General features: G+C 68.1%; 24 protein-coding genes. 15 read left to right on the plus strand and 9 right to left on the minus strand.

From position 1 onward, the window contains the following. Nucleotides 1-99: 99 nt before the first annotated feature. The 6 genes from ACX9OW_RS17300 (at nucleotide 100) to ACX9OW_RS17325 (ending at nucleotide 5,492) form a co-directional block, all read left to right on the plus strand. On the plus strand, nucleotides 100-1,848 hold the full coding sequence (locus ACX9OW_RS17300; RefSeq protein WP_065176238.1) for a glutamine--tRNA ligase/YqeY domain fusion protein: 1,749 nt from the start codon (nucleotides 100-102) through the stop codon (nucleotides 1,846-1,848). A 43-nt stretch (nucleotides 1,849-1,891) separates the two neighbouring features. Beyond that, nucleotides 1,892-2,545: a hypothetical protein gene (locus tag ACX9OW_RS17305; protein ID WP_065182847.1), complete on the plus strand. Its 654-nt coding sequence runs from the start codon at nucleotides 1,892-1,894 to the stop codon at nucleotides 2,543-2,545. 48 nt (nucleotides 2,546-2,593) lie between these two features. After that, nucleotides 2,594-3,316, plus strand: coding sequence for a DUF6348 family protein (locus ACX9OW_RS17310; RefSeq protein WP_164153071.1), 723 nt, complete (start codon nucleotides 2,594-2,596; stop codon nucleotides 3,314-3,316). Nucleotides 3,317-3,410: 94 nt separating this feature from the next. Further along, nucleotides 3,411-3,971, plus strand: coding sequence for a nucleoside deaminase (locus tag ACX9OW_RS17315; protein ID WP_065176235.1), 561 nt, complete (start codon nucleotides 3,411-3,413; stop codon nucleotides 3,969-3,971). Beyond that, nucleotides 3,955-5,022 carry a 23S rRNA (cytidine(2498)-2'-O)-methyltransferase RlmM gene (gene rlmM / locus ACX9OW_RS17320; RefSeq protein WP_065176234.1) on the plus strand — a complete coding sequence of 356 codons (1,068 nt, stop codon included), beginning with the start codon at nucleotides 3,955-3,957 and terminating at the stop codon, nucleotides 5,020-5,022. The genes ACX9OW_RS17315 and rlmM overlap by 17 nt, the downstream gene beginning before the upstream one ends. Before the next feature lie 71 nt (nucleotides 5,023-5,093). Further along, nucleotides 5,094-5,492, plus strand: coding sequence for an EF-hand domain-containing protein (locus ACX9OW_RS17325; protein ID WP_053519666.1), 399 nt, complete (start codon nucleotides 5,094-5,096; stop codon nucleotides 5,490-5,492). 66 nt (nucleotides 5,493-5,558) lie between these two features. Here ACX9OW_RS17325 and ACX9OW_RS17330 read toward each other — a convergent pair whose 3' ends face one another. Together ACX9OW_RS17330 and ubiH are read right to left on the minus strand one after the other, a co-directional pair. Beyond that, entirely contained in the window at nucleotides 5,559-6,740 is a 1,182-nt protein-coding gene (locus tag ACX9OW_RS17330) for a UbiH/UbiF family hydroxylase (RefSeq protein ID WP_065176233.1), read from the minus strand. After that, nucleotides 6,737-7,945 (minus strand): 2-octaprenyl-6-methoxyphenyl hydroxylase, encoded by a 1,209-nt coding sequence (ubiH, locus tag ACX9OW_RS17335; RefSeq protein ID WP_065176232.1) that lies wholly within the window; start codon nucleotides 7,943-7,945, stop codon nucleotides 6,737-6,739. Before ubiH ends, ACX9OW_RS17330 begins: the two co-directional genes overlap by 4 nt. A 109-nt stretch (nucleotides 7,946-8,054) precedes the next feature. Between ubiH and ACX9OW_RS17340 the strand changes: the two genes are divergently transcribed. The 9 genes from ACX9OW_RS17340 to ACX9OW_RS17380 all read left to right on the plus strand — a co-directional run bounded on the left by ACX9OW_RS17340 (nucleotide 8,055) and on the right by ACX9OW_RS17380 (nucleotide 17,255). Continuing rightward, on the plus strand, nucleotides 8,055-8,639 hold the full coding sequence (locus ACX9OW_RS17340) for a hypothetical protein (protein WP_053519669.1): 585 nt from the start codon (nucleotides 8,055-8,057) through the stop codon (nucleotides 8,637-8,639). An 8-nt stretch (nucleotides 8,640-8,647) separates the two neighbouring features. Further along, nucleotides 8,648-9,202, plus strand: coding sequence for a cob(I)yrinic acid a,c-diamide adenosyltransferase (locus tag ACX9OW_RS17345; RefSeq protein WP_065176231.1), 555 nt, complete (start codon nucleotides 8,648-8,650; stop codon nucleotides 9,200-9,202). A gap of 9 nt (nucleotides 9,203-9,211) precedes the next feature. Next, a complete protein-coding gene (locus ACX9OW_RS17350; RefSeq protein ID WP_065176230.1) occupies nucleotides 9,212-10,150 on the plus strand; it encodes a histone deacetylase family protein in 939 nt (312 codons plus the stop codon). An 89-nt stretch (nucleotides 10,151-10,239) separates the two neighbouring features. Beyond that, a complete protein-coding gene (gene lptD / locus ACX9OW_RS17355) occupies nucleotides 10,240-12,696 on the plus strand; it encodes an LPS-assembly protein LptD (protein ID WP_459062614.1) in 2,457 nt (818 codons plus the stop codon). After that, nucleotides 12,693-14,036 (plus strand): peptidylprolyl isomerase, encoded by a 1,344-nt coding sequence (locus ACX9OW_RS17360; RefSeq protein ID WP_053519673.1) that lies wholly within the window; start codon nucleotides 12,693-12,695, stop codon nucleotides 14,034-14,036. The genes lptD and ACX9OW_RS17360 overlap by 4 nt, the downstream gene beginning before the upstream one ends. Before the next feature lie 3 nt (nucleotides 14,037-14,039). Then, entirely contained in the window at nucleotides 14,040-15,020 is a 981-nt protein-coding gene (gene pdxA / locus ACX9OW_RS17365; RefSeq protein WP_459062615.1) for a 4-hydroxythreonine-4-phosphate dehydrogenase PdxA, read from the plus strand. Then, nucleotides 15,017-15,820 (plus strand): 16S rRNA (adenine(1518)-N(6)/adenine(1519)-N(6))-dimethyltransferase RsmA, encoded by an 804-nt coding sequence (gene rsmA, locus ACX9OW_RS17370; protein ID WP_459062616.1) that lies wholly within the window; start codon nucleotides 15,017-15,019, stop codon nucleotides 15,818-15,820. Before pdxA ends, rsmA begins: the two co-directional genes overlap by 4 nt. Nucleotides 15,821-15,833: 13 nt before the next feature. Further along, nucleotides 15,834-16,217, plus strand: coding sequence for a Co2+/Mg2+ efflux protein ApaG (apaG, locus tag ACX9OW_RS17375; protein WP_053519676.1), 384 nt, complete (start codon nucleotides 15,834-15,836; stop codon nucleotides 16,215-16,217). A gap of 15 nt (nucleotides 16,218-16,232) precedes the next feature. Next, nucleotides 16,233-17,255 carry a symmetrical bis(5'-nucleosyl)-tetraphosphatase gene (locus tag ACX9OW_RS17380; protein ID WP_065176227.1) on the plus strand — a complete coding sequence of 341 codons (1,023 nt, stop codon included), beginning with the start codon at nucleotides 16,233-16,235 and terminating at the stop codon, nucleotides 17,253-17,255. A gap of 46 nt (nucleotides 17,256-17,301) precedes the next feature. Here ACX9OW_RS17380 and ACX9OW_RS17385 read toward each other — a convergent pair whose 3' ends face one another. From ACX9OW_RS17385 to ACX9OW_RS17415, 7 genes are read right to left on the minus strand one after another with little or no spacing between them, the layout of a single operon-like run. Beyond that, complete coding sequence (locus ACX9OW_RS17385; protein ID WP_459062617.1) at nucleotides 17,302-17,793, minus strand: dihydrofolate reductase; 492 nt, start codon at nucleotides 17,791-17,793, stop codon at nucleotides 17,302-17,304. A 13-nt stretch (nucleotides 17,794-17,806) separates the two neighbouring features. Continuing rightward, nucleotides 17,807-18,370 (minus strand): hypothetical protein, encoded by a 564-nt coding sequence (locus ACX9OW_RS17390; protein WP_239519830.1) that lies wholly within the window; start codon nucleotides 18,368-18,370, stop codon nucleotides 17,807-17,809. Next, nucleotides 18,367-19,161 (minus strand): thymidylate synthase, encoded by a 795-nt coding sequence (locus ACX9OW_RS17395; RefSeq protein ID WP_193396228.1) that lies wholly within the window; start codon nucleotides 19,159-19,161, stop codon nucleotides 18,367-18,369. Before ACX9OW_RS17395 ends, ACX9OW_RS17390 begins: the two co-directional genes overlap by 4 nt. After that, nucleotides 19,158-20,042 (minus strand): prolipoprotein diacylglyceryl transferase, encoded by an 885-nt coding sequence (gene lgt, locus ACX9OW_RS17400; RefSeq protein WP_065182837.1) that lies wholly within the window; start codon nucleotides 20,040-20,042, stop codon nucleotides 19,158-19,160. The genes ACX9OW_RS17395 and lgt overlap by 4 nt, the downstream gene beginning before the upstream one ends. A gap of 60 nt (nucleotides 20,043-20,102) precedes the next feature. Continuing rightward, on the minus strand, nucleotides 20,103-20,597 hold the full coding sequence (locus ACX9OW_RS17405; protein ID WP_128990593.1) for a TPM domain-containing protein: 495 nt from the start codon (nucleotides 20,595-20,597) through the stop codon (nucleotides 20,103-20,105). After that, a complete protein-coding gene (locus ACX9OW_RS17410) occupies nucleotides 20,597-21,484 on the minus strand; it encodes a TPM domain-containing protein (protein ID WP_414488135.1) in 888 nt (295 codons plus the stop codon). Before ACX9OW_RS17410 ends, ACX9OW_RS17405 begins: the two co-directional genes overlap by 1 nt. A 3-nt stretch (nucleotides 21,485-21,487) precedes the next feature. Next, the gene (locus ACX9OW_RS17415; protein WP_459062618.1) at nucleotides 21,488-22,108 is read right to left on the minus strand and encodes a LemA family protein; all 621 of its coding nucleotides are present in this window, start codon (nucleotides 22,106-22,108) and stop codon (nucleotides 21,488-21,490) included. Nucleotides 22,109-22,318: the final 210 nt, after the last annotated feature.

Raw genomic sequence — 22,318 nt, forward strand, 5'->3', positions numbered from 1 at the left:
CCTGGCCCCCCCTGCGCCCGGTAGCGCGGGCGCAACCCCGGCAGCCCTTCCCCTTACGCGCTAGACTGTTGGTCTTTCTGCCCTTTTTCGCCCAGCCTCATGTCCGAGCACACCCCCGCCAGCCCCGAGACCCCCGCCGACAGCCACGAAAAGCGCGATTTCATCCGCCAGATCGTGCGCGAGGACCTGGCCAGCGGAAAGCACCAGGCGATCAAGACCCGGTTTCCGCCGGAGCCGAACGGCTACCTGCACATCGGCCATGCCAAGTCGATCTGCCTGAACTTCGGCATTGCCGGCGAGTTCAGCGGCGTATGCAACCTGCGCTTCGACGACACCAATCCGGCCAAGGAAGACCCGGAGTACGTGGCCGCCATCCAGGATGATGTCCGTTGGCTGGGGTTCGAGTGGAACGAACTGCGCCACGCCTCCGATTACTTCCAGGCCTACTATCTCGCCGCCGAGAAGCTGATCGAGCAGGGCAAGGCCTATGTGTGTGACCTGTCGGCCGAGGAAGTGCGTGCCTACCGTGGCACCCTGACCGAGCCGGGCCGTCCCTCGCCGTGGCGCGACCGCAGTGTCGAGGAGAACCTCGACCTGTTCCGCCGCATGCGTGCCGGTGAATTCCCGGACGGTGCGCGCACCCTGCGCGCGAAGATCGACATGGCCAGCGGCAACATCAACCTGCGCGATCCGGCGCTGTACCGCATCAAGCATGTCGAGCACCAGAACACCGGCAATGCGTGGCCGATCTACCCGATGTACGACTTCGCGCATGCACTGGGCGATTCGATCGAGGGCATCACCCACTCGCTGTGCACCCTGGAATTCGAGGACCATCGCCCGCTCTACGACTGGTGCGTGGACAACGTCGATTTCGCCCATGACGACGCACTGACCCAGCCGCTGGTCGATGCCGGCCTGCCGCGCGAAGCCGCCAAGCCGCGCCAGATCGAATTCTCGCGCCTGAACATCAACTACACGGTGATGAGCAAGCGCAAGCTGATGGCGCTGGTCACCGAGCAGCTGGTGGACGGCTGGGAGGACCCGCGCATGCCGACCCTGCAGGGACTGCGTCGCCGCGGCTACACCCCGGCGGCAATGCGCCTGTTCGCCGAACGCGTGGGCATCAGCAAGCAGAACTCGCTGATCGACTTCAGCGTGCTGGAAGGCGCGCTGCGCGAAGACCTCGATGGCGCCGCACCGCGCCGCATGGCCGTGGTCGACCCGCTCAAGCTGGTACTGACCAACCTGCCCGAAGGCCATGAAGAACAGCTCACCTTCAGCAACCATCCGAAGGACGAGAGCTTCGGCAGCCGTCAGGTGCCGTTCGCGCGCGAGGTCTGGATCGACCGCGAGGACTTCGCCGAAGTACCGCCGAAGGGCTGGAAGCGCCTGGTGCCGGGCGGCGAAGTGCGCCTGCGTGGTGCCGGCATCATCCGTTGCGATGAGGTGATCAAGGATGCCGACGGCACTATCACCGAGCTGCGCGGCTGGCTGGATCCGGAGTCGCGCCCCGGCATGGAAGGGGCCAACCGCAAGGTCAAGGGCACCATCCACTGGGTCAGCGCCGTGCACGGCGTTCCGGCCGAGATCCGCCTGTACGACCGACTGTTCTCGGTGCCGAACCCGGACGACGAGTCGGAAGGCAGGACCTACCGCGACTACCTCAATCCGGAATCGCGCCGCACCGTCACCGGCTATGTCGAGCCGGCCGCGGCCAGCGCCGCGCCGGAGCAGTCGTTCCAGTTCGAACGCACCGGCTACTTCGTTGCCGACCGCCGCGACCACACCGAAGCCAAGCCGGTGTTCAACCGCAGCGTGACGCTGCGCGATACCTGGTCAGCCTGAGGACCCGCGCGGGCGCCGGCACGGCGCCCGCACGAGCGCGACGATGATCACCGCCCTGTCCGCCCTGCTCTGGTTCATCTCGCAGCATCCGCTGCTGACGTTCTTTGCAGCAATGGGGCTGGCCGCGCTGGTCTCGTGGTGGCGGCGTTCACCGGTCTACGCCATCGTGGTGTTTCCGCTGGCGATGCTCAACATCTTCCTCGGCAGCTTCCTCAACGCCACTTTCCTCAATGCGGTGGGCGAGCGCGGTGAAGCGGTGATCGTGAAGGCCGAGGAAACCAATTCCACGCTCAACGAACAGTACATCTGGCGCTACGAAGCGGTGCTGCGCACCGCCGAAGGTCGCGACGTGGAGGTGGTGTTCCACACCAACACCGCTTCGCTGTGGCCGCTGGAGAACGCGATCCGCATCCCGGCTCAGGACCAGCCGTTCGTGGTGAAGTACACGCCGGGCTTTCCGCGCAACTTCGTCATCCTCACCACCGAATCACCGCACGGCATCGCCCAGGCCCGTGCCAGCGCGCGCGAGCGGGTGGAGGTAGCCGCACGCAAGCTGCACTTCAGCCCGGGCAACGCCGATTTCCGCGCGGACTATCGCCGCGAACTGGATACCTGGCTGCGTGATCATGGCAACGATCCGCAGCAGCAGTCCGACGCACGGCGATATCGCGCAGAACGCGAAGCACTCGATCACTAGCACCCGGCCCGGCCTGGATGCTCCACCCGATCCATCCACAGGCCTGACATGACCACGACGTCCACCGCCCTCCTCCCGCTGCTGCAGCAGGTCCTGCAGGACGCTGGCATCGCCAGCCGCGTCGACGGCGGCGCGCTGCTGCTGGACAGCGGCCTGCGCCTGACCCCGCATGCGATGGCGGCACACGCGCGCGACAACGGTGGCTGGCAGACCTCCACGGTCATCGAGGCGCAGCACCCCACCCTGTTCGCCGATGGCCTGTTCGAGTACCAGCACGCCAACGGCGCCGATGAGCAGGCCTCGCTGCTGTCCGGCTTCCAGGCCTGGGTGCGGGTGGACCTGGCCACCCTGCAGACCGCAGTGGGCGCCGACGACGCGCAGGGCCTGCCGATGATGGGCCTGACCTATCCAGCAGGTGATGACGGCAAGGAACACGGGCGCACCGTGGTGCTGGGGCCGCTGGCCCACTACCGCGCGCAGGAGGTGGAGGTCGCCACATGCAGTGAGGACGACCACGGTTCCTGCCCCTGCTGCCTGTTCACCAGGAGCATGGACGCCTTCGACGAGCTGCTGAAAGCGCGCCAGTTCCTTGCTATCCGCCTGTTCGCCTCGCGCGATGCCGATGGCCTGTGCGAGGCCGATTGCCGGGTCAATGGCCACGACTTCGCCCCTGCCCTGCCATTGCTGCGCGCGTATGCCGCCAGTTGGCCGCAGGCCGGGCTGGAGTTCCGCAAGCAGTACGTGGTGATCCGCACCGGCTCACCCGGCTGACGCGCCTACACCCGGTACAGGCCGGTGCGGCTACACTGCGCGCCGGTTTCCCAAGCAACCGCACTTTTCCCATCCCACACGAGGCACCCCCGCGATGCTGTATGCGCAAGTCCACCTGACCCTTCCCGCCTGGATCCACGACCAGATCGACCTGGATCGTCGATATCCGGGCGATGAGGCCAAGGTCGCGCTGGCCATCGAGCTGTCGCGACAGAACGTCGAGCACGCCAGCGGCGGCCCGTTCGGCGCCGTGGTGTTCGGTCCGGACGACAAGGTGATCGCCGCCGGCGTGAACCGGGTGATGCCGCATGCCACCTCGTTGGCACATGCCGAGAACATGGCCTACATGCTGGCCCAGCAGCGCCTGCAGACGCCGCGCCTGAATGCCGTGCTGTCGCCGGTCACCCTGGCCACCAGCTCGCAGCCGTGCTGCCAGTGTTACGGCGCCACGGTGTGGGCCGGCATCGACCGCCTGCTGATCGGCGCCAGTGCCGCCGATGTAGAGGAACTGACCCCGTTCGACGAAGGCCCGCTGCCGGCCGACTGGGTGGGCGAGCTCAACAAGCGTGGCATCGAGGTGGTGCAGGGCCTGAACCGCGACGCCGCACGCAGCGTGCTGCGCGCCTATGGGGAAAGCGATGGCGCCCGTTACTGAAACCGGCATCGGCCTGCTGTGCCTGTGCCGGCAGGGCTTCGAGCCGGAGCTGGCCGGCGAACTGCAGTTCCGCGCCGGTGAGGCAGGGTTCGCCGGCTACGCACGTACCCAGCGCAATGACGGCTATGTGTTGTTCATGTGCGACGAAGCGGCCGCGTTGGCACCGCGGTTGCCGTGGCGCGGCCTGATCTTCGCGCGGCAGAAGCTGGTGGTGCTGGCTGAACTGCCGCAGCTGGATCCGGCCGATCGCATCACGCCGATGCTGGAGGTGCTGGCCGATGCGCCACGCTTTGGTGATCTGTGGGTCGAACATCCGGATTCGGATGCCGGCAAGCCGCTGTCCGGGCTCGCCCGTGCGTTCGGCAACGCGTTGCGCCCGGCGCTGCGCAAGGCCGGCAAGCTCAGCGACAAGCCCAATGCACGGCTGCCACGCCTGCACGTGGTGTTCGTCGACGGCACCCACGCCTTCATCTGCGTGGCCGACCCCGCCGACAGCGCACCGTGGGCACTGGGCATTCCGCGCCTGAAACTGCTGCCGGAGGCCCCCTCGCGTTCGGCGCTGAAGCTGGACGAAGCCCTGCTGACGCTGCTGGCGCCGGAAGAACGCGAGGCACTGGTGAAACCCGGCATGCGCGCGGCCGACCTGGGGGCGGCACCGGGCGGCTGGACCTGGGTGTTGACCCGCCAGCACATGCAGGTGCTGAGCATCGACAACGGCCCCCTGCGCCAGCACGTACTGGATACCGGCCTGGTCGAGCACCTGCGCGCGGATGGCTTCCATTGGCACCCGGAGCAGCCGCTGGACTGGATGGTGTGCGACATGGTCGAGCAACCGCGTCGCGTTGCCGAACGCATGGCCACCTGGTTCCGCGAAGGCTGGTGCAGGCATGCCATCTTCAATCTGAAACTGCCGATGAAGAAGCGCTGGGACGAGACCCGGCTGTGCCTGGACCTGTTCCAGGAGCAGGCTGGCACGTCGCTGGAAGTGCGTGCCAAGCAGCTCTATCACGACCGCGAAGAGATCACCGTGCTGGCATCGCCGATGCGGTGATGCGCGGCAGGGTCATCGCCCGCACAGGATGCCCCGGGTACGCTTCCGTCAACGCCTGCCAGGAGTCCGTCATGTACCGTCCGCGTTTGCCCGTGCTGCTGGCTGTCCTGCTGGCCACGTCACCCGTGCTGGCGCAGCAGCTGCCGCCCACACCCGCGCAGAGCCAACCGCTGGGTCCGACCGGCGGAGCCATCCGCCAGCAGCCCTTGAATGCCGGACGGGTCACCGGCAGCGTCGATATTCCGATGCCCGCAGGGGAGGCCCAGGTCACGGTGCGCTCGGTTGAACCCAGCAGCGTGACCGGCCAGTACCGCATCCACTTTGCCGCGCTGGATACCGACGGTGATGGCTTCATCAGCCGTGCGGAGGCCCAGGCCAATCCTGCACTGGCCGATGAGTTCACCGCGCTGGACAGCAAGCGCCGCGGCAAGCTGGATCGTGCCGACCTGGCCGGCTGGCTGATTGATTGATCCGGTTCACGGATCCCGCCGGGCATGGCCCGGCGCTACCGGCGGATCAACCGCCAAACGGGGTCGTCACACGCCGGCGGCGCGCTTCCAGAACGCCTGAACCAGCGGCGGCCACTTGCCGACGCAGCCCAGCGCGCGGCCACGGGCCAGGGTCAGGTGCATCTCGTCGTTGGAGAAGAGGCGGTTGATCGCATCGAAACTGTAGGCGGCCACCTGGTTGTCGCTGCGCCGCTCGCGGGCCCAGCGCTGCAGGCGCTGCGGCGACAGGCGCGGCTGGCCACGGCGCTCGGCTGAAGGCGCCAGCCATTGCCGCAGGGCAGCGACATCCCGCAGCCCCAGGTTCACGCCCTGCCCGGCCAGGGGGTGCACCACATGCGCGGCGTCGCCGAGTGCGAGCACGCGGCCGGCCACATAGTGGCGGGCCAGCTGGCGGCGCAGCGGGAACGCGGCGCGCGGCGACACCAGGCGCAGTTCGCCCAGCCGTGCGGCGAAGGCGCGGGTCAGTTCGCGATTGAATGCCTCCTCCTCCAGCGCCAGCACGCGCACCGCCTCTTCGTCAGGCAAGGTCCACACGATCGAGCTGCGGCGCTCGGCCACCGGCAGCAGCGCCAGCGGACCGGTCGGCAGGAAACGCTGCCAGGCCGTAGCCTGGTTGGGCAGCTCGCTGTCGACGTAGGCCACCACGCCACGTTGGTGATAGTCGTGGCGCACCACGTCGATGCCCGCCAGCTCGCGCAGCGTCGACTCGGCACCATCGGCGGCCACGGCGAGGGCCGCTTCCAGCCTGCGTCCGTCATCCAGGCGCAGTCGCACCCCCTCCTCGTCCTGCTCCAGCGCCTCCACCCGTGCCGGGCAATGCAGCTGCACCCCGGCCGCCGGCAGTGCCGCCCACAGGCGATCCTGCAACAGCCCGTTCTCGACGATGAAGCCCAGCTCGCGACGCCCCAGGCGGTCGGCGTCGAACAGCAGGTCCTCGCCTCCCGCGGCATCCCATACCTGCATGCGGCGATACGGCCAGGCCCGCGCCTGTACGATCGCAGGCCACACGCCGAGACGGTCCAGCAGCTGCACGTTGTCAGCCGCGAAGGCGAACACGCGCAGGTCCGGCTGCGATGCCTGCCAGGGCGCGGGCTCACGGCCCTCCACCAGGGCGACGGCCAGCCCCGCATCGGCCAGCGCCAGTGCACACGCGGCACCGACCACGCCGCCTCCCACGATGACCACGTCCAGGCGCGCGCGGCGGTTCATGCGGCTTCTCCGCGGCACAGTCGCGGCACGACGCCACGGAAACCCATCGCCCCGCCGACCAGCATCGACTGCACCGAACCGCGCTGCGCGGCCACCAGGCCGAGACTGCGCAACGGGCGCATCAACGGCGCAGGATTGCTGGTCAGGCGCGCCAGTCCTCCGGAGAACGCCACCGTCTGCTGGCGATCCTCTTCCCGACGGGCCACATACGCACGCAGCAGCGCATCACTGCCGGCATCGCCTGCATCGTCTTCCAGCAGTTCGGCCAGGGTCAGCGCATCGCGCAGGCCCAGGTTGAAGCCTTGCGCGCCCAACGGATGGATGGTCTGTGCGGCATTGCCGAGCAGCACCGCGCGCTCGCCTGCCAGGGCGCGCGCCAGCACCTGGATCAGCGGGTAGGCACTGCGCGGACCCGACTCCAGCAGACGCCCGGCACGCCAGCCGATGGCATGCTGCAGGCGCTGCAGCCACGCTGCGTCGTCCAGCGCCATCACCGCGTCGGCGTCTTCGCGCGCCACCCCATGCACCGTGCCGAAATGGCGGTCGCCACGCGGCAGCAGGGCCGTCGGGCCGGTATCGGTGAAGCGCTCCCAAGCCGTGCCGTCGGGCGCGCGCTGGCTGCGCACGCGGGCCACGAACAGGGTCTGCTGGAAATCGTGGCGGTCGACCTCGATGCCCAGCGCCTCCCGCACCGCACTGGCCGTGCCATCGGCACCGACCACCAGCCGTGCCAGCAGCGTGCGCTCGCCGGCGTCGTCGGCCACATGCACCTGGCGACAGCCCTCCACCACCCCGCCCAGGCCGAGGAAACGCATCGGCCGGTAACGCCGCAGCCGCGGCAGTTCCTGAAGGCGTGCCTCAAGCGCATGACCGAAGTCACGTGCGACCACCACCTGGCCGAACCACGGCCGGTTGTAATCGGCCGCATCGAGCTGCACCCGGCCAAAGTCACCGGCGCGGCTGACATGGATGCGACGGATCGGTCCCGGCGCCATCGCCAGCTTCTGCATCACCCCCAGCGCGGTCAGCGCGTTGACGGTGGCGGCGGCGAAACTGAGGTTGCGCTGGTCGAACACCGCCGGCAGTCCACCGGCAGGGCTGGCCTCGATCAGGCCCACGTCGCGGCCCAGGCGGTCCAGGGCGATGGCGAGGCTGGCACCCACCAGTCCGCCGCCGACGATCAGCACGTCATGTCGTTCACTCATGGCGTTCATGATACGCGCTCGCCCCGGCTGTACACCGAACGCGACGCTGCCTGCGCCAACCCGCGCGGCGGGCTAGAATGAAAGCTGAATCCGCTCCGGGCCCGCCGCCATGTCCGACACCGCCAATCGCGCCTTCGTCCTGTCCGTGCTCGTGCTGTTGCTGGCGGCGACCCGGGTCAACCACTTCGCGGCGATCCCCGATGCCTCCTGGGCGGTGTTCTTCATCGGCGGTTTCTACCTCGCGCGCTGGACGCGCTGGGCCTTTCCGCTGCTGATGCTGTTCGCGGTGCTGGTCGACTGGATCGTGATCCGCAGCGCGGGGCTGGATTTCTGGCAGCACTACTGCGTGTCGCCCGGCTACTGGCTGCTGCTGCCGGCGTACTTCTCGCTGTGGGCCGGCGGCATGCTGCTGGGCCACAACTACCGCGGCGCGCGCTGGCCGGTGCTGGCCAAGGGTGCGCTCCTGCTGGTGGCCTCGGTGGCGCTGTGCCACCTGCTTGCGCAGGGGGGCTTCTACTGGACCACCCGCAACGTAGCCGAGCCGACGCTGGCGGGCTGGGCGCAGAACTACGCACAGTGGTTCGGCCCCTACCTGCGGACCACGGCGATCTACGTGGCGCTGGCCGCCGCCCTGCAACTGGCCGTGGAGCAGGTGCTCAAGCTCCAGCAGGCCCGTCGCGACATCCGGCACTGAGCTGCGCCATGGGCCATCGCCTCTCGCGCATCTACACCCGCACCGGTGACGACGGCAGCACCGGACTGGGCGATGGCCAGCGCGTAGCCAAGGACGATGCCCGCGTCGCCTCCTACGGCACCGTCGACGAAGCCAACGCGGCGCTGGGCCTGCTGCTGGCCGCACCGCTTCCGGACGACGTGCGCGCGCTGGTGGTCCATCTGCAGCACCAGCTGTTCGACCTGGGCGCCGAGCTGTGCATCCCCGGCCATGCCGCGATCCATGCCGCCGATGTCTCGGCACTGGAACAGCAGCTGGACCACTACAACGCCACGCTGCCGATGCTGAAGGAGTTCATCCTGCCCGCCGGTGGCGAAGCCGCCGCACGCTGCCACCTGGCACGAACGATTGTCCGCCGCGCCGAGCGCGAGACGGTGACGCTGTCCCGCCATGAGAACGTGCGCAGCGAAGCGCTGCAGTATCTCAACCGGCTGTCGGACCTGCTGTTCGTGCTGGCCCGGGTGCTGGCCCGCGCCGATGGGCAGGGCGAGGCGCTCTGGCAGCCCCAGCACCGGCAGGGCTGAGTCCGTACGATGCTGGTCTTCACCCATCCGTCCTGCCTGCTGCACGATCCCGGTCCGGGCCATCCCGAATGCCCGCAACGGCTGCAGGGCGTGCTCGACGCCCTGCGCGGCGCATTCCCCGGCCAGCTGGACTGGCGCGAGGCCCCACCCGCCAAGTTCGGCGAGTTGAGCCGGGTCCACGACAGCGCCCTGCTCGACTTCGTGCTGCAACCGCAGACCGTGCCCCTGCGCCAGCTGGACATGGACACCTGGACCTCGCCCGGCTCGGCCAGCGCGGCGGTGCATGCTGCCGGTGCCGGTGTGGCCGCGGTGGATGCGGTGATGCTGGGCGCGGACCCGCTGGCGTTCTGCGCGGTGCGCCCGCCGGGTCACCATGCCACCAGCAGCACGGCCATGGGCTTCTGCCTGCTCAACAACATCGCCATCGCCGCAGCCTACGCGCGCGACCGCCACGGGCTGGAGCGGATCGCGGTGGTCGACTTCGACGTCCACCATGGCAACGGCACCCAGGACATCTTCCAGCACGACGCACGGGTGTCGTATTACAGCACCCACCAGGCCGGCCTGTTCCCCAACTCCGGCCTGCGCCGTGACCGTGGCGCGGGCAATCTGATGAACATCCTGCTGCCGCCGGGCAGTGGCGGATTCCGCTTCCGCAATGTCTGGGCCGACGAGATGCTGCCGGCCATCGACGACTTCCGCCCGCAGCTGATGCTGATCTCGGCAGGCTTCGACGCCCATCTGCGCGACCCCCAGGCGGATCTGATGCTGGAGACCGAGGATTTCGCCTGGATCACCCGCGAACTGCATGCGCTGGCGCGTCGCCACGCGGCCGGCCGGGTGGTGTCGATGCTGGAGGGCGGCTACGACCTGCAGGCCCTGGCCGAATGCAGCGTGGCCCACGTGCAGGCCCTGATGTCGCCGGCGGCGTCCCCCCCGGCTGGATGAACCCGAACCGGTGCGACCGGGCCGCCTTCATTGCCCCTATGCAAGGGATGGGGCAAGCTACCGTCCGTTTTCGCCCGAATCCGAACCGCGTGCGCCGAGCCCTCCGCCTGCTTCCCCTGCCTCTGAGCATCGCCGTCTGCCTGCCGGCGATGGCCGATGATAAGCCGCTCAACTGGGGCCTGTGCCCGGCAACCGACGTCATTCCCGCGTTCACCGACGCCCCGACCCCGGTTCCGGGCCAGGACAAGGCCGCCGCCAGCGCCGCGCGCGAGCAGCAGCCGACCGATATCGAGGGCGATCAGCTGCTGGGTACCACCACGGTGCCGCAGTACGAGGGCAACGTCGCCCTGCGTCGCGGCGACCAGTTCGTCGGCACCGACAAGCTCAGCTTCGACACCGAGTCCGGCAACTACATCGCCGATGGCAATGTCCGCTACCAGGACGCGTCGATCCGCATGGTCGCCAAGCGCGCCGAGGGCAACCAGGAAAGCGACACCCACAAGATCACCGACATCCAGTACCAGCTGGTGTCCCGCCGTGGCAACGGCGACGCCGAATCGGTCGACCTGCAGGGCGCGGTCGGGCAGATGCACCGCTCCACCTACACCACCTGCGACCCGTCGCAGCCGGTGTGGAAGCTGTCGGCGCCGCAGATCGAAGTGGACAACGACGAGGGCTTCGGCACGGCGCGCAATGCCGTGCTGCGCATCGGCAAGGTGCCGGTGCTGTGGGCACCGTACTTCAAGTTCCCGATCGACGACCGGCGCAAGACCGGCCTGCTGTTCCCGCAGCTGGGCATGTCCGGGCGCAACGGGTTCGACTACACCCAGCCGATCTACCTGAATCTGGCACCGAACTACGACGACACGCTGATGCCGCGCTACATGAGCCGGCGCGGCCTGATGCTCGACAACGAGTTCCGCTACCTCTACAACGGCGGCCGCGGCGAACTGCTGACCGCCTACATCCCCAACGACAAGCTGCGCGACCGCGATCGCGGCCGTGTCATGTTCAGCGGCTACCACAACGTGGACAGCCACTGGCAGGCACGTGCCAACCTGGCCTGGGTCAGCGACGAGCGCTACGTCGAGGACTTCGCCAACCGCCTGGTGGGCGTGACCGCCTCGAACCTGCAGAGCACCGTTGGCCTTTACGGCACCGGCCAGAACTGGACGGCCGGAATCATGGCCGACCGCTGGCAGCTGACCGACTACACGCTCAACGAGAGCGCGCTGGCCTACAACCGCCAGCCGCGCCTGTACTTCAACTGGGACAAGCCGGTCCTGTCGTGGCTGGAAACCGGCGTGTACGCCGAAGCCGTGCGCTTCACCCATGAAGACATCAACTTCAAGTACGGCCCCGAGGCCGGACCGGACCTCGAGTACACCCGTACCGGCCAGACCCAGCGGATGTACGGCGGCGCACGCCTGGACCTGAAACCCTATGTGTCGCTGCCGTTCAGCGGTGCGGCCTGGTACGTGACCCCGACCCTGGCCTACCGCTACACCGCCTACGACCTGGACCGGCAGCTGGCCGACAGCATCCGCCGCAACGTGCTGGTTTCGCAGGGCGTTGATCCGGCCACCGCTACCCCCGAGCAGCTGCGCGGCAACACCTCGCCCAGCCGCAGCCTGCCGATCGGCAGCATCGATGCCGGCCTGTTCTTCGACCGCGAGACCACCATCGGCGGCCGCTCGTTCCTGCACACCCTGGAACCGCGCCTGTTCTACCTGCGCACGCCCTACCGCAACCAGGACGAGCTGCCGATCTTCGATACCCGCGACTTCACCTTCAGCTGGGGCCAGCTGTTCCGCGACTCGCGCTATACCGGCGCCGACCGCCAGAACGACGCCAACCAGCTGACCATGGCGCTGGGCACCCGCTTCATCGACCAGACCACCGGCCGCGAGCGGTTCTCGGCGGCCATCGGCCAGATCCAGTACTTCGACGAATCGCGGGTGACCGCCGTGCCGGGTGGCCCGCCGGTGGAAAAGGGCAAGTCGGCCTGGATCGCCGATGCCAACTACATGGTCAACGACCGCTGGACCCTCAGCGCGACCTACCAGTGGGACCCCAAATACAAGCGTGAGGACCTGGCCAGCTTGCGCGCCCGTTACCTGATGCCCAACGATGGCGTGGTCAACCTGACCTACCGCCACCGCATCAACCCGGACGGCACCGACCTGCTGAAGCAGGCCGACCTGTCGTTCCTGTACCCGCTGAACCCCCGCTGGAGCCTGGTCGGCCGCTACTACTACTCGCTGGAAGACAAGAAGCCGCTGGAAATCATCGGTGGCGTCCAGTGGGACAGCTGCTGTCTGGCCGTGCGCGCGGTGGCCCGCCGCTACGTGCGCAACCGCGAGGGCGAGCTGAACAATTCCATCCAGCTGGAGTTCGTGCTGAAGGGCCTCAGCTCCCTGGGCCAGGACACGGACCGCACCCTGCGCCGTGCTATCCTCGGCTACAACCGCGACGACCTCTATCTCGTGCCCCCCAGCAATACCGGGACGACCCGGGACGACTACGATCCGAATCTGATCCCATGACCAAGCGCTTCCCCGTTCTTCTCGCCTCGCTGCTGGCGGTGTCCAGCGTGTCCGCCCCCCTGCAGGTACTTGCCCAGGAGGCGCAGCCGCTGGACCGCATCGCCGCTGTCGTCGATGAGGACGTGATCCTGCAGAGCGAACTCCAGCGCGCCATCGCCAACATCAAGGCGCAGTACGCCGGCCGCGAGGCCCAGCTGCCGCCGGATGACGTACTCAGCCGGCAGGTGCTCGAGCGCCTGGTGCTGGTCAAGCTGCAGGTGGCCCGTGCGCAGGGCAGCGGCATCCGCGTCAGCGACCAGGAGCTGAACCAGGCGATGAATGCCATCGCCCAGCAGAATGGTTCCAATCTGGACGCGCTGCGCCAGCGCCTGGCGAGTGATGGCATCGATTTCAACGACTTCCGCGCCTCGGTGCGTGACGAGATCACCGTGCAGCGCCTGCGCCAGAGCTTCGCGCAGAGCCGCATCAGCGTCAGCGAGGGCGAAGTCGATGCCGCGTTGAAGCAACAGGCCACCGCCGGCAACCAGTACCACCTGGCGCACATCCTGATCGCCCTGCCCGACGGCGCCAATGCCGAGCAGATCGCCACCGGCCAGAAGAAGGCCGACGGCGTGAAGGCCCTGCTGGACAAGGGTGAGCTGGACTTCAATGCCGCCGCCGTACGCTACTCGGACAGCCCCAATGCACTGGAAGGCGGCGACCTGGGCTGGCGCAGCATGGACGAGATCCCGGCCGCGTTCGCGCAGCTGATGGAAAAGATGAATGCCGGTGACGTGGTTGGCCCGATCCGTGGTCCGAGCGGCTTCCAGCTGCTGAAGCTGGTGGAAGTGCGCGATTCCAGCGCCGCCGCCGGCACCCATACCGTCACCGAGTTCCACGGCCGCCACATCCTGGTGCGCGTGGACGACAACCAGACCGATGCGGCCGCCAAGGCCAAGATCGACACCCTGCGTGCCCGCATTGCCGGCGGCGCCGACTTCCAGACGGTGGCCAGGGAGTCGTCCGAGGACAACAACAGCAAGGGCCAGGGCGGCGATCTGGGCTGGTTCCCGGCCGATGCGTTCGGTCCGGCCTTCGGCCAGCAGGTCCAGAGCGTGCAGGACGGCGGTGTCAGCCAGCCGTTCCGCACCGACGCCGGTTGGCACATCGTGCAGCGCGTGGCGACCCGCCAGACCGACGTGACCAACGACAACCAGCGTGCGCAGGTCCGCGAAACCATCGGCCGCCGCAAGCTGGAAGACGAATACAACCGGTTCCTGCAGGAGCTGCGTGGCGAAGCCTACGTCAGCTTCCGCAGCGGTGACCGCGCGGAAAACACCGCGACGCCGCCGCAGTCCTGACCGATGCGCCCCGAGCTCGCTCTGGTACCGGGCGAGCCCGCCGGGATCGGCCCGGAGCTGTGCATCCGCCTGATCCAGCAGCCGCGCGATGATTGCCGGCTGCTGGCTTTCGCCGACCCGGATACCCTGCGCGCAGCCGCCGCCGCGCTGGACCTGCCCCTGCAACTGCTGCCCGAGAAGGCGGAAGCCCGCTTCCCGGGCGACCTGCGTCTGCGCGTCGTGGCCAATGCCGTCCCGAGCCGCTTCGGCCACGCCGATCCGGCCAATGCCGGCGCGGTCATCGGCGCCCTGCTCGGCGCCGGCCAGGCCTGCCTGTCGGGCGAGCTGCACGGCGTGGTCACCGGCCCGGTGCACAAGGCGGTCATCAATGAGGGCGGCATCGCCTACAGCGGCACCACCGAACTGCTGGCCGACCAGGCCGGGGTGAAGGTGGTGATGATGCTGGCCAATCACATCGTGCGCGTGGCCCTGGCCACCACCCACCTGCCGCTGCGTGAGGTCGCCGATGCGATCACCGCGCCCGGCCTGGAGCACACCCTGCGCACCGTGCACGCCGCGCTGCGCCGCGAGTTCGGGCTGGCATCGCCGCGCATCGCCGTGCTCGGCCTGAACCCGCACGCCGGTGAAGACGGTCACCTCGGCCGCGAGGAACTGGATCTGGTCATCCCGCTGCTGCAGCGCCTGCGCGCTGAAGGCATGGATCTGGTCGGGCCGCTGCCGGCCGACACCGCGTTCCTGCCAGGCAAGCTGGCAGGTTTCGATACGGTCCTGGCCATGTACCACGACCAGGGCCTGCCGGTGCTGAAGTACTCCGGCTTCGAGCAGGCCGTGAACCTGACCCTGGGCCTGCCCTACCCGCGCGTCGCTGTCGATCACGGTACCGCGCTGGACCTGGCCGGCCTCAGCATTGCCGATCCATCCAGCCTGCAGGCGGCAACGACGCTGTGTGCGCAGCTTGCGCGGCAACGTACACTGAGCGCATGAATTCCCCGCATTCCCCCTCCGGCCCGGTGTTCACCGCCCCGGCCAAGAAGCAGCTTGGCCAGCATTTCCTGGCCGATCGCCACTACATCGACAAGATCGTGATGGCGGTCAATCCCAAGGACGGTGACCGTCTGGTCGAGATCGGCCCCGGCCAGGGAGCGATCACGCTGCCGCTGCTGCGCGTGCATCCGTCACTGACGGTGATCGAGTTCGACCGCGACCTGATCGCGCCGCTGACCGCTGCCGCCGAGCCGCTGGGCGAGCTGACCATCGTCCACCGCGACGTGCTGCGCGTGGACTTCACCGAACTGGCGGCCGGACAGCCGATCCGTCTGGTCGGCAACCTGCCGTACAACATCTCCTCGCCGATCCTGTTCCATGCGCTGGAACATGCCGCCGTGGTCCGCGACATGCACTTCATGCTGCAGAAGGAAGTGGTCGACCGCATGGCAGCCGGTCCCGGCAGCAAGGTGTATGGCCGCCTCAGCGTGATGCTGCAGGCCTACTGCACCGTCACCTCGCTGTTCGTGGTGCCGCCGGGTGCGTTCCGGCCGCCGCCGAAGGTCGATTCGGCCGTGGTGCGGCTGGTGCCGCATGATCCGGCCACCGTCGGCATCCATGACCACGCCCGCTTCGCCGAAGTAGTCAAGGCCGCCTTCGGCCAGCGCCGCAAGACCCTGCGCAACGCGCTGAACAACGTGGTGTCGGCCGACCAGTTCGCCGCTGCCGGCGTGCGCCCCGACGCCCGTGCCGAACAGCTGGACGTGGCCGAATTCATCGCCTTGGCCAATGCCTCCTGATTACACTGCCGGTATGGAAGACGCTGACGTTTACGCCATTTCCGTCGAGGTCGCACCGCGATTCCTCGATGACCAGTCCGTGCCGGAAGACGGCCGCTATGCGTTCGCCTATACGATCCGCATCCACAACCAGGGCCGGGTGGCCGCGCGGCTGGTCGCGCGCCACTGGCGCATCACCGATGCCAACGGCCGCGTCGAGCACGTCGATGGCGAAGGCGTGATCGGTGAGCAGCCGCGGCTGCGTCCCGGTGAAGACTTCCACTACACGTCCGGTGTCATGCTGGCGACCGATCACGGAACCATGCAGGGCCACTACGACATGGTCGCCGATGACGGCACCGAATTCGCCGCGCCGGTCGCACCGTTCGTGCTGGCCATCCCACGTACCCTGCACTGACACGGAGGCCGGACGATGAGTGTGTGGGCGATCGGCGACCTGCAGGGCTGCTATGACGTGACCCAGCGACTGCTGGAGAAGCTCCGCTTCGACCCCGCGCAGGACACCCTGTGGTTCTGCGGCGATCTGGTCAACCGCGGTGGTCAATCCCTGGAAACGCTGCGGCTGGTGCATTCGCTGCGCGAGCACAGCGTGGTCGTGCTGGGCAATCACGATCTTTCGCTGCTGGCGGTCGGTGCACGCACCGAGGAAGAGCAGCGCAAGGTCAATCCGGACCTGCTGCGCATCGTGCAGGCCGAGGACCGTGACGAACTGCTGGACTGGCTGCGCCTGCAGAAGCTGGTGCATGTGGACCGCGAGATGGGCTGGATGATGGTGCACGCCGGCCTGGCGCCGAAATGGACCACGCAGATGGCCGAAAAGCATGCGGCCGAAGTCGAAGTGCAACTGCACGGCGCGGGCTACCGCAAGCTGTTCCGCAACATGTATGGCGACAAGCCAAGCTGGGCACCGAACCTGTCCGGCTACGACCGTTCGCGGGCGATCATCAACGTGCTCACCCGCATGCGCTACTGCACTCCGCGCGGACGCATCGGCATCGAGGACAAGGGCACGCCGGGCACGCAGGAACAGGGACTGTATCCGTGGTTTGAAGTGCCCGGCCGGGTCGAGCGCGACCTGAAGGTCGTATGCGGCCACTGGTCGGCGCTGGGCCTGACCATCACCCAGGGCGTGCACGCCATCGATACCGGCGCGGTATGGGGCGGCAAGCTGACCGCGATCCAGCTCGATACCGATGAGCTGCGCGTGGTGCAGGTGCCTGGCCGCGATGTACCTGCTCCGGTTCCGAATGCCCGGCCGCCGGCGCGACCGGCCCACGAGCGGTCTACCGCTGCGGCACAGGGCAAGGAACAGGGCGGCGGAAACACCGCTGCCAACCCGGGCAACCGCGGCCCACGTCGCCGCCGTCGGCGCGGTGGTGGTGGTGGTGGCGGTACGGGTGGCGGCAACAGCACCGGCACGCCGCCGCAGGGCTGAGCCCTCAGGGAGCCGAGCATGGCTCGGCTCTACAGGTGCACGGCGATCAGCGGCGCACGTAATGCGCGAAGCGGAACGCATAAGCGTGGCGTTCGTCGGCCGGATGCGGCTCACTGCCTGTTTCCCGCCACAGCTGCGGGTCCACCTGCGGGAAATGGGTGTCGGCCGGCACTTCGGCATCGACCCAGGTCAGGTACAGGTCACTGGCCTGGTCCAGCAGCTGGCGGAAGATCTCGCCGCCTCCGATGACACACAGCTCACCGGCACCCTCGCCTGCAGCGATCGCCTTCGCTTCGTCCAGCGAGGCCACCGCGCGCATGCCCTCGAACGGCACCTGGCCGCTGCGGGTCAGCACCAGGTTGGTCCGCCCCGGCAGAACGCGGCCAATCGACTCGGCCGTCCTGCGCCCCATCAGGATCGGCTTGCCCAGGGTGAGCGCCTTGAAGTGCTTGAAGTCATCCGGCAGGTGCCAGGGCATGGCATTGCCCTGGCCGATGCCACGGTTGCGATCCAGCGCCACGATCATCGAAAGCTTCAATGCTGCGACCTCCTCAGTTGGCATCGATCTGCAGGCGTTCGCAGGCAGCGTTCGCTGCACTGGCGGCCTGCAACGCCGCAGCCAGCGCAGGGCTGGACGTGGACTGCTCGTCCAGGCCACCCAGGATCTTCTGCTTCTGCGCCTCTTCGATATCCTTCAGGCCCGGTCCTGACAGGATCTCTGCCGACAGCGCGGCGGTATCGGTGCTGGCACGACGTGCCAGAAACGCCTGCAACTGGTCGCTGGAATAGACGTTGGCAAGCTGCTGCTCGAGCGTGCGCTGATAGGCCGGATCCTCAATACCGGCCTTCAGGTGGTCGGTCATTGCCGTGTACATGCCCGTTACCGCCTCACGCATCTGCGCCCGGCATCCTTCCGGGACATCCGGGGGCATCATGGTGCTGCCGTTGAATGCCCCGGCGAACGCATGCACTTCCTCGCGCATGTGCGTGTGCACGATCTGCTCATTGACCTGCCTGGCCAACGACAGCGCATCGGCCGGTCCGGCCTGCACCATGGCCAGCGGCAGCATGCCGCACAGCGCCAGCAGGCTCCCGGAAATCAGGCGGATACTCATACCGCCACCGGCGCCTTGATCGCCGGATGCGGGTCGTAGCCGTCGATGCGGATGTCGTCGAACTGGAAACCGAACAGGTCGGTCACGTCCGGGTTCAACCACAGCTTCGGCAGCGCGCGCGGTTCGCGCGCCAGCTGCTCGCGGGCCTGCTCGAAATGGTTGGAGTACAGGTGCGCATCGCCCAGCGTATGCACGAAGTCGCCGACGCCCAGGCCGGTCGCCTGCGCAACCATATGGGTCAGCAGCGCATAGCTGGCGATGTTGAACGGCACGCCGAGGAAGATGTCGCCGCTGCGCTGGTACAACTGGCAACTGAGCCTGCCATCGGCCACGTAGAACTGGAACAGGTTGTGGCAGGGCATCAGCGCCATCTGCGAGAGCTCGCCCACGTTCCAGGCGCTGACCACCAGCCGCCGCGAATCGGGATTGCGCCTGATCTCGTCCACCAGCCACTGCATCTGGTCGATCTCGCGACCATCGGCGGTGGCCCAGCTGCGCCACTGCTTGCCGTACACCGGGCCAAGATCACCGTTGCCGTCGGCCCATTCGTCCCAGATCCGTACCTGGTTGTCCTTCAGGTAGCCGATGTTGGTATCGCCTTTCAGGAACCACAGCAGCTCGTGGATGATCGAGCGCAGGTGCAGTTTCTTGGTGGTGACCAGCGGGAAACCTTCGTTGAGGTCGAAGCGCATCTGCCAGCCGAACACGCTGCGGGTGCCGGTACCGGTGCGGTCGCTCTTCTCCGTCCCGTGCTCCAGCACGTGCGAGAGCAGGTCCAGGTAGGCCTTCATGCCTTGCCCTCCACCGCCAGCGGCTGCGGCTGCAGTACCGGTGCGCGGCGCGACATCGCCAGCAGCACCAGGCCCAGCGCGATCAGCGGCAGGCTGAGGATCTGGCCGCGGGTGAGCCAGTCGAACGCTACGTAGATGCCGTTGTCGGGCATGCGCACGAATTCCACCGCGAAGCGGAAGACACCGTACATCAGCGCGAACAGCCCCCCCACCAGATAGCGATGGCGTGGCTTGGCCGACACCGCCCACAGCACCACGAACATCACCAGCCCTTCGAGGAAGGCTTCATACAGCTGCGAGGGGTGGCGTGCGTACTGGTTCAGCGCGCCGGTCGCGAACTGCGCCTGCAGGGTCGCGTGGTCAAGCTGGTTAAGCGGAGCCGGCAGGCCGGACGGAAACACCACGCCCCAGCTGCCGTCGGTGTACTTGCCCCACAGCTCTGCGCCGATGAAGTTGCCGATGCGGCCAAAACCCAGGCCCAGTGGCACCAGCGGCGCCATGAAGTCCATGGTGTCGAAGAAGTGCAGCCTGTGCTTGCGCGACCACCACCAGCAGGCGCCGAGCACGCCCAGCAGGCCACCGTGGAAGCTCATGCCGCCGTCCCATACCTTGAACAACAGCAGCGGGTTGTGCAGGAAATCGCCCAGCGCGTAGAACAGCATGTAACCGATGCGCCCGCCCAGCACGACGCCCAGCATGGCGTAGAACAACAGGTCGGAGAATCCGTTGGCATCGACGCCGGGCAGGCGCCCGGCGGCGATCCGGCGACGACCGAGCAGCCAGGCGGCGGTGAAACCCAGCAGGTACATGATGCCGTACCAATGCACCTTGATCGGCCCCAGCGAGAGGGCGATGGGGTCGATGTCGTGGAAATAGATCATGGAAGACGCCTGGCAGGAGTACGGGTATTTTAGCGCCCCGACCCGGCCCGGGACCGGGGCTCAGCCCAGGATCTGCGGCGCATTCGGGAGCGCGTCATCCTCCGACCGCGTCGAGGCCGGAAAGTGCCCTTCGATCAGGCTGGAGACTTCGTCGATCGCATCGCGCAGCGCATCCACCGGACTGGCGCCGCGCAGGCCTTCGCGCAGGTGGGTGCACACCCGCTGCCACTGCGCCGCGCTGACCCGGTCGCTCAGGCCCCGGTCGGCGACGATCTCGATGGCGTGGTCGGCCAGCAGCAGGTAGATCAGTACGCCGTTGTTGTGCCGGGTATCCCAGGTGCGCAGGTGGGCGAACGCCTGCTCCGCCGCCTGGCGCGGCGTGATTCCGCGCCAGACCGCGTGCAGCGGCAGGTCGGCTTCGACAGCGAACATCACCTGGCCGCCGTGGCGCTGCTCACCGGCAGCGATGGCCGCGGTGATCGCCTGCAGCGTGGCGGGGGGAAACGCCCGTCGTACCGAGGGCGAGAACAGATGACGGCAAAGACGACGGATCATCACCAACCTCCCGAAGCACCACCGCCGCCGGAACGGCCGCCGCCGCCGCCCCAGCCGCCACCACCGCCGAAACCGCCGCCGCCCCCGAAACCACCACCGCCGCCCCAGCTGCCGCCGCCCCAGCCACTGCCGCCGGCAAAGCGGCCGGGATGGCCGGACAGCATCGCCACCACCAGCCCGACAACGCCGGCCAGGCCACTGGCCAGCAGGGTGGAGGTGAACAGGAAGGCAGCAACCGCCGCACCCGCACCTCCGAGCAGCCCGCGCACCGGCCGCGGCACCCGCGAGAACACGCCCCGCAGCACCGTGCCTGCGAACACGCCGATGAACAACGCCAGGATCCAGGTATCGCCACCGCCGTCGGCCTCCCGCCCGCGCTGGCCACTGACCGGCGCCGGCAGCGACTCGCCGTCGATCAGCCCGACCAGTACGGCGGTGGCATCGGTGATGCCGCCGGCGTAGTCGCCACTGCGGAAGCGTGGCACCAGATATTCCTGGATGACGCGGTTGGCGATGGCATCGGGGATGGCGCCTTCAAGACCATAGCCCGGCTCGATGCGCACACGCCGGTCATCCTTGGCCACCACCAGCAGCACGCCGTCATCCACACCCTTGCGGCCGATCTGCCACTGGTCGAAGACCCGCGTCGTGTACTGCGCGATGTCCTCCGGCTGCGTCGTGGGCACCACCAGCACCTGCAGCTGGCTGCCCTTGCGCTGTTGCAGGTCCAGCGCCTGCTGCACCAGCGCCTGCTTCTGCGCGGCGTCCAGCGTGCCGGTGGTGTCGACCACCGGCGAGTCCAGCGCGGGGATGGGCGCCAGCGACTGTGCGTGGCCGGCCAGCGGCAGCCACAGCAGCATGACCAGCAGTGCCGTCGCCAGACGCATGGCTCAATGGCCCGGCTGCGGTGCCGGCTGCTGCTGCGGCGCGTTGCCGAAATCGACGGCCGGTGCGTTGGAGATCTGCGCTTCGTTGTCCACGGTGAAGTTCGGCTTGGTCTTGTAGCCGAACAGCTTTGCGGTGATCACCTGCGGGAACGAGCGGATGTAGGTGTTGTAGTCCTGCACCTGCTGGATGTAACGACCACGCGCAACCGTGATCCGGTTTTCGGTGCCTTCCAGCTGGGCCTGCAGGTCGCGGAAGTTCTGGTCGGACTTCAGTACCGGATAGTTCTCGGTCACCACCAGCAGCCGCGACAGCGCGCTACCCAGTTCGCCCTGGGCCTGCTGGAACTGCTTGAGCGAGGCTTCGTCATCGGCGTTGACGTTGATCTGGCCGACACGCGAGCGGGCGTTGGTGACTTCGGCCAGCACGCGCTCTTCCTGGCTGGCGAAGCCCTTCACGGTCTGTACCAGGTTGGGCACGAGGTCGGCACGGCGCTTGTACTGGTTGAGCACTTCGGACCAGCTGGCCTTGACCGCTTCATCCTTCTGCTGGATCGCGTTGTAGCCGCAGCCGGACAGCAGGGAGGCCAGCAGCATCAGGGGCAGGACACGGGTGAACAGGCGCATGGCGGAGGTTCCGGGTGGGCTTGGCGCCGAGCATGCCATGGTTCGGGTGAAAGACCGGCCATCGGGCGCCGCCCCCTCCGCGGTGGCCATGCTCAGGGATCGCCTGAGTAGTCCGGGCGGGTGGGCATGGCGGGGGACGCCGTGAATCCGTCCCGGGAGGCTTATCCGCGCCATCCATGGCGCGGATACCCCCGCCACGCCCACCCGCCC

Source organism: Stenotrophomonas genospecies 5, from assembly GCF_054473825.1.

What these genes read in the sequence shown, in the direction of transcription:
- lgt (WP_065182837.1), bottom strand. Translation starts at nt 20,042, where the DNA reads ATGATCTATTTCCACGACATCGACCCCATCGCCCTCTCGCTGGGGCCG.
- ACX9OW_RS17415 (WP_459062618.1), bottom strand. Translation starts at nt 22,108, where the DNA reads ATGCGCCTGTTCACCCGTGTCCTGCCCCTGATGCTGCTGGCCTCCCTG.
- ACX9OW_RS17305 (WP_065182847.1), top strand. Translation starts at nt 1,892, where the DNA reads ATGATCACCGCCCTGTCCGCCCTGCTCTGGTTCATCTCGCAGCATCCG.
- ACX9OW_RS17340 (WP_053519669.1), top strand. Translation starts at nt 8,055, where the DNA reads ATGTCCGACACCGCCAATCGCGCCTTCGTCCTGTCCGTGCTCGTGCTG.
- ACX9OW_RS17325 (WP_053519666.1), top strand. Translation starts at nt 5,094, where the DNA reads ATGTACCGTCCGCGTTTGCCCGTGCTGCTGGCTGTCCTGCTGGCCACG.
- ACX9OW_RS17360 (WP_053519673.1), top strand. Translation starts at nt 12,693, where the DNA reads ATGACCAAGCGCTTCCCCGTTCTTCTCGCCTCGCTGCTGGCGGTGTCC.
- ubiH (WP_065176232.1), bottom strand. Translation starts at nt 7,945, where the DNA reads ATGAGTGAACGACATGACGTGCTGATCGTCGGCGGCGGACTGGTGGGT.
- ACX9OW_RS17310 (WP_164153071.1), top strand. Translation starts at nt 2,594, where the DNA reads ATGACCACGACGTCCACCGCCCTCCTCCCGCTGCTGCAGCAGGTCCTG.
- ACX9OW_RS17300 (WP_065176238.1), top strand. Translation starts at nt 100, where the DNA reads ATGTCCGAGCACACCCCCGCCAGCCCCGAGACCCCCGCCGACAGCCAC.
- ACX9OW_RS17390 (WP_239519830.1), bottom strand. Translation starts at nt 18,370, where the DNA reads ATGAGTATCCGCCTGATTTCCGGGAGCCTGCTGGCGCTGTGCGGCATG.
- ACX9OW_RS17405 (WP_128990593.1), bottom strand. Translation starts at nt 20,597, where the DNA reads ATGATCCGTCGTCTTTGCCGTCATCTGTTCTCGCCCTCGGTACGACGG.
- ACX9OW_RS17345 (WP_065176231.1), top strand. Translation starts at nt 8,648, where the DNA reads ATGGGCCATCGCCTCTCGCGCATCTACACCCGCACCGGTGACGACGGC.
- ACX9OW_RS17350 (WP_065176230.1), top strand. Translation starts at nt 9,212, where the DNA reads ATGCTGGTCTTCACCCATCCGTCCTGCCTGCTGCACGATCCCGGTCCG.
- ACX9OW_RS17330 (WP_065176233.1), bottom strand. Translation starts at nt 6,740, where the DNA reads ATGAACCGCCGCGCGCGCCTGGACGTGGTCATCGTGGGAGGCGGCGTG.
- apaG (WP_053519676.1), top strand. Translation starts at nt 15,834, where the DNA reads ATGGAAGACGCTGACGTTTACGCCATTTCCGTCGAGGTCGCACCGCGA.
- rsmA (WP_459062616.1), top strand. Translation starts at nt 15,017, where the DNA reads ATGAATTCCCCGCATTCCCCCTCCGGCCCGGTGTTCACCGCCCCGGCC.
- ACX9OW_RS17395 (WP_193396228.1), bottom strand. Translation starts at nt 19,161, where the DNA reads ATGAAGGCCTACCTGGACCTGCTCTCGCACGTGCTGGAGCACGGGACG.
- ACX9OW_RS17315 (WP_065176235.1), top strand. Translation starts at nt 3,411, where the DNA reads ATGCTGTATGCGCAAGTCCACCTGACCCTTCCCGCCTGGATCCACGAC.
- rlmM (WP_065176234.1), top strand. Translation starts at nt 3,955, where the DNA reads ATGGCGCCCGTTACTGAAACCGGCATCGGCCTGCTGTGCCTGTGCCGG.
- pdxA (WP_459062615.1), top strand. Translation starts at nt 14,040, where the DNA reads ATGCGCCCCGAGCTCGCTCTGGTACCGGGCGAGCCCGCCGGGATCGGC.
- ACX9OW_RS17380 (WP_065176227.1), top strand. Translation starts at nt 16,233, where the DNA reads ATGAGTGTGTGGGCGATCGGCGACCTGCAGGGCTGCTATGACGTGACC.
- ACX9OW_RS17410 (WP_414488135.1), bottom strand. Translation starts at nt 21,484, where the DNA reads ATGCGTCTGGCGACGGCACTGCTGGTCATGCTGCTGTGGCTGCCGCTG.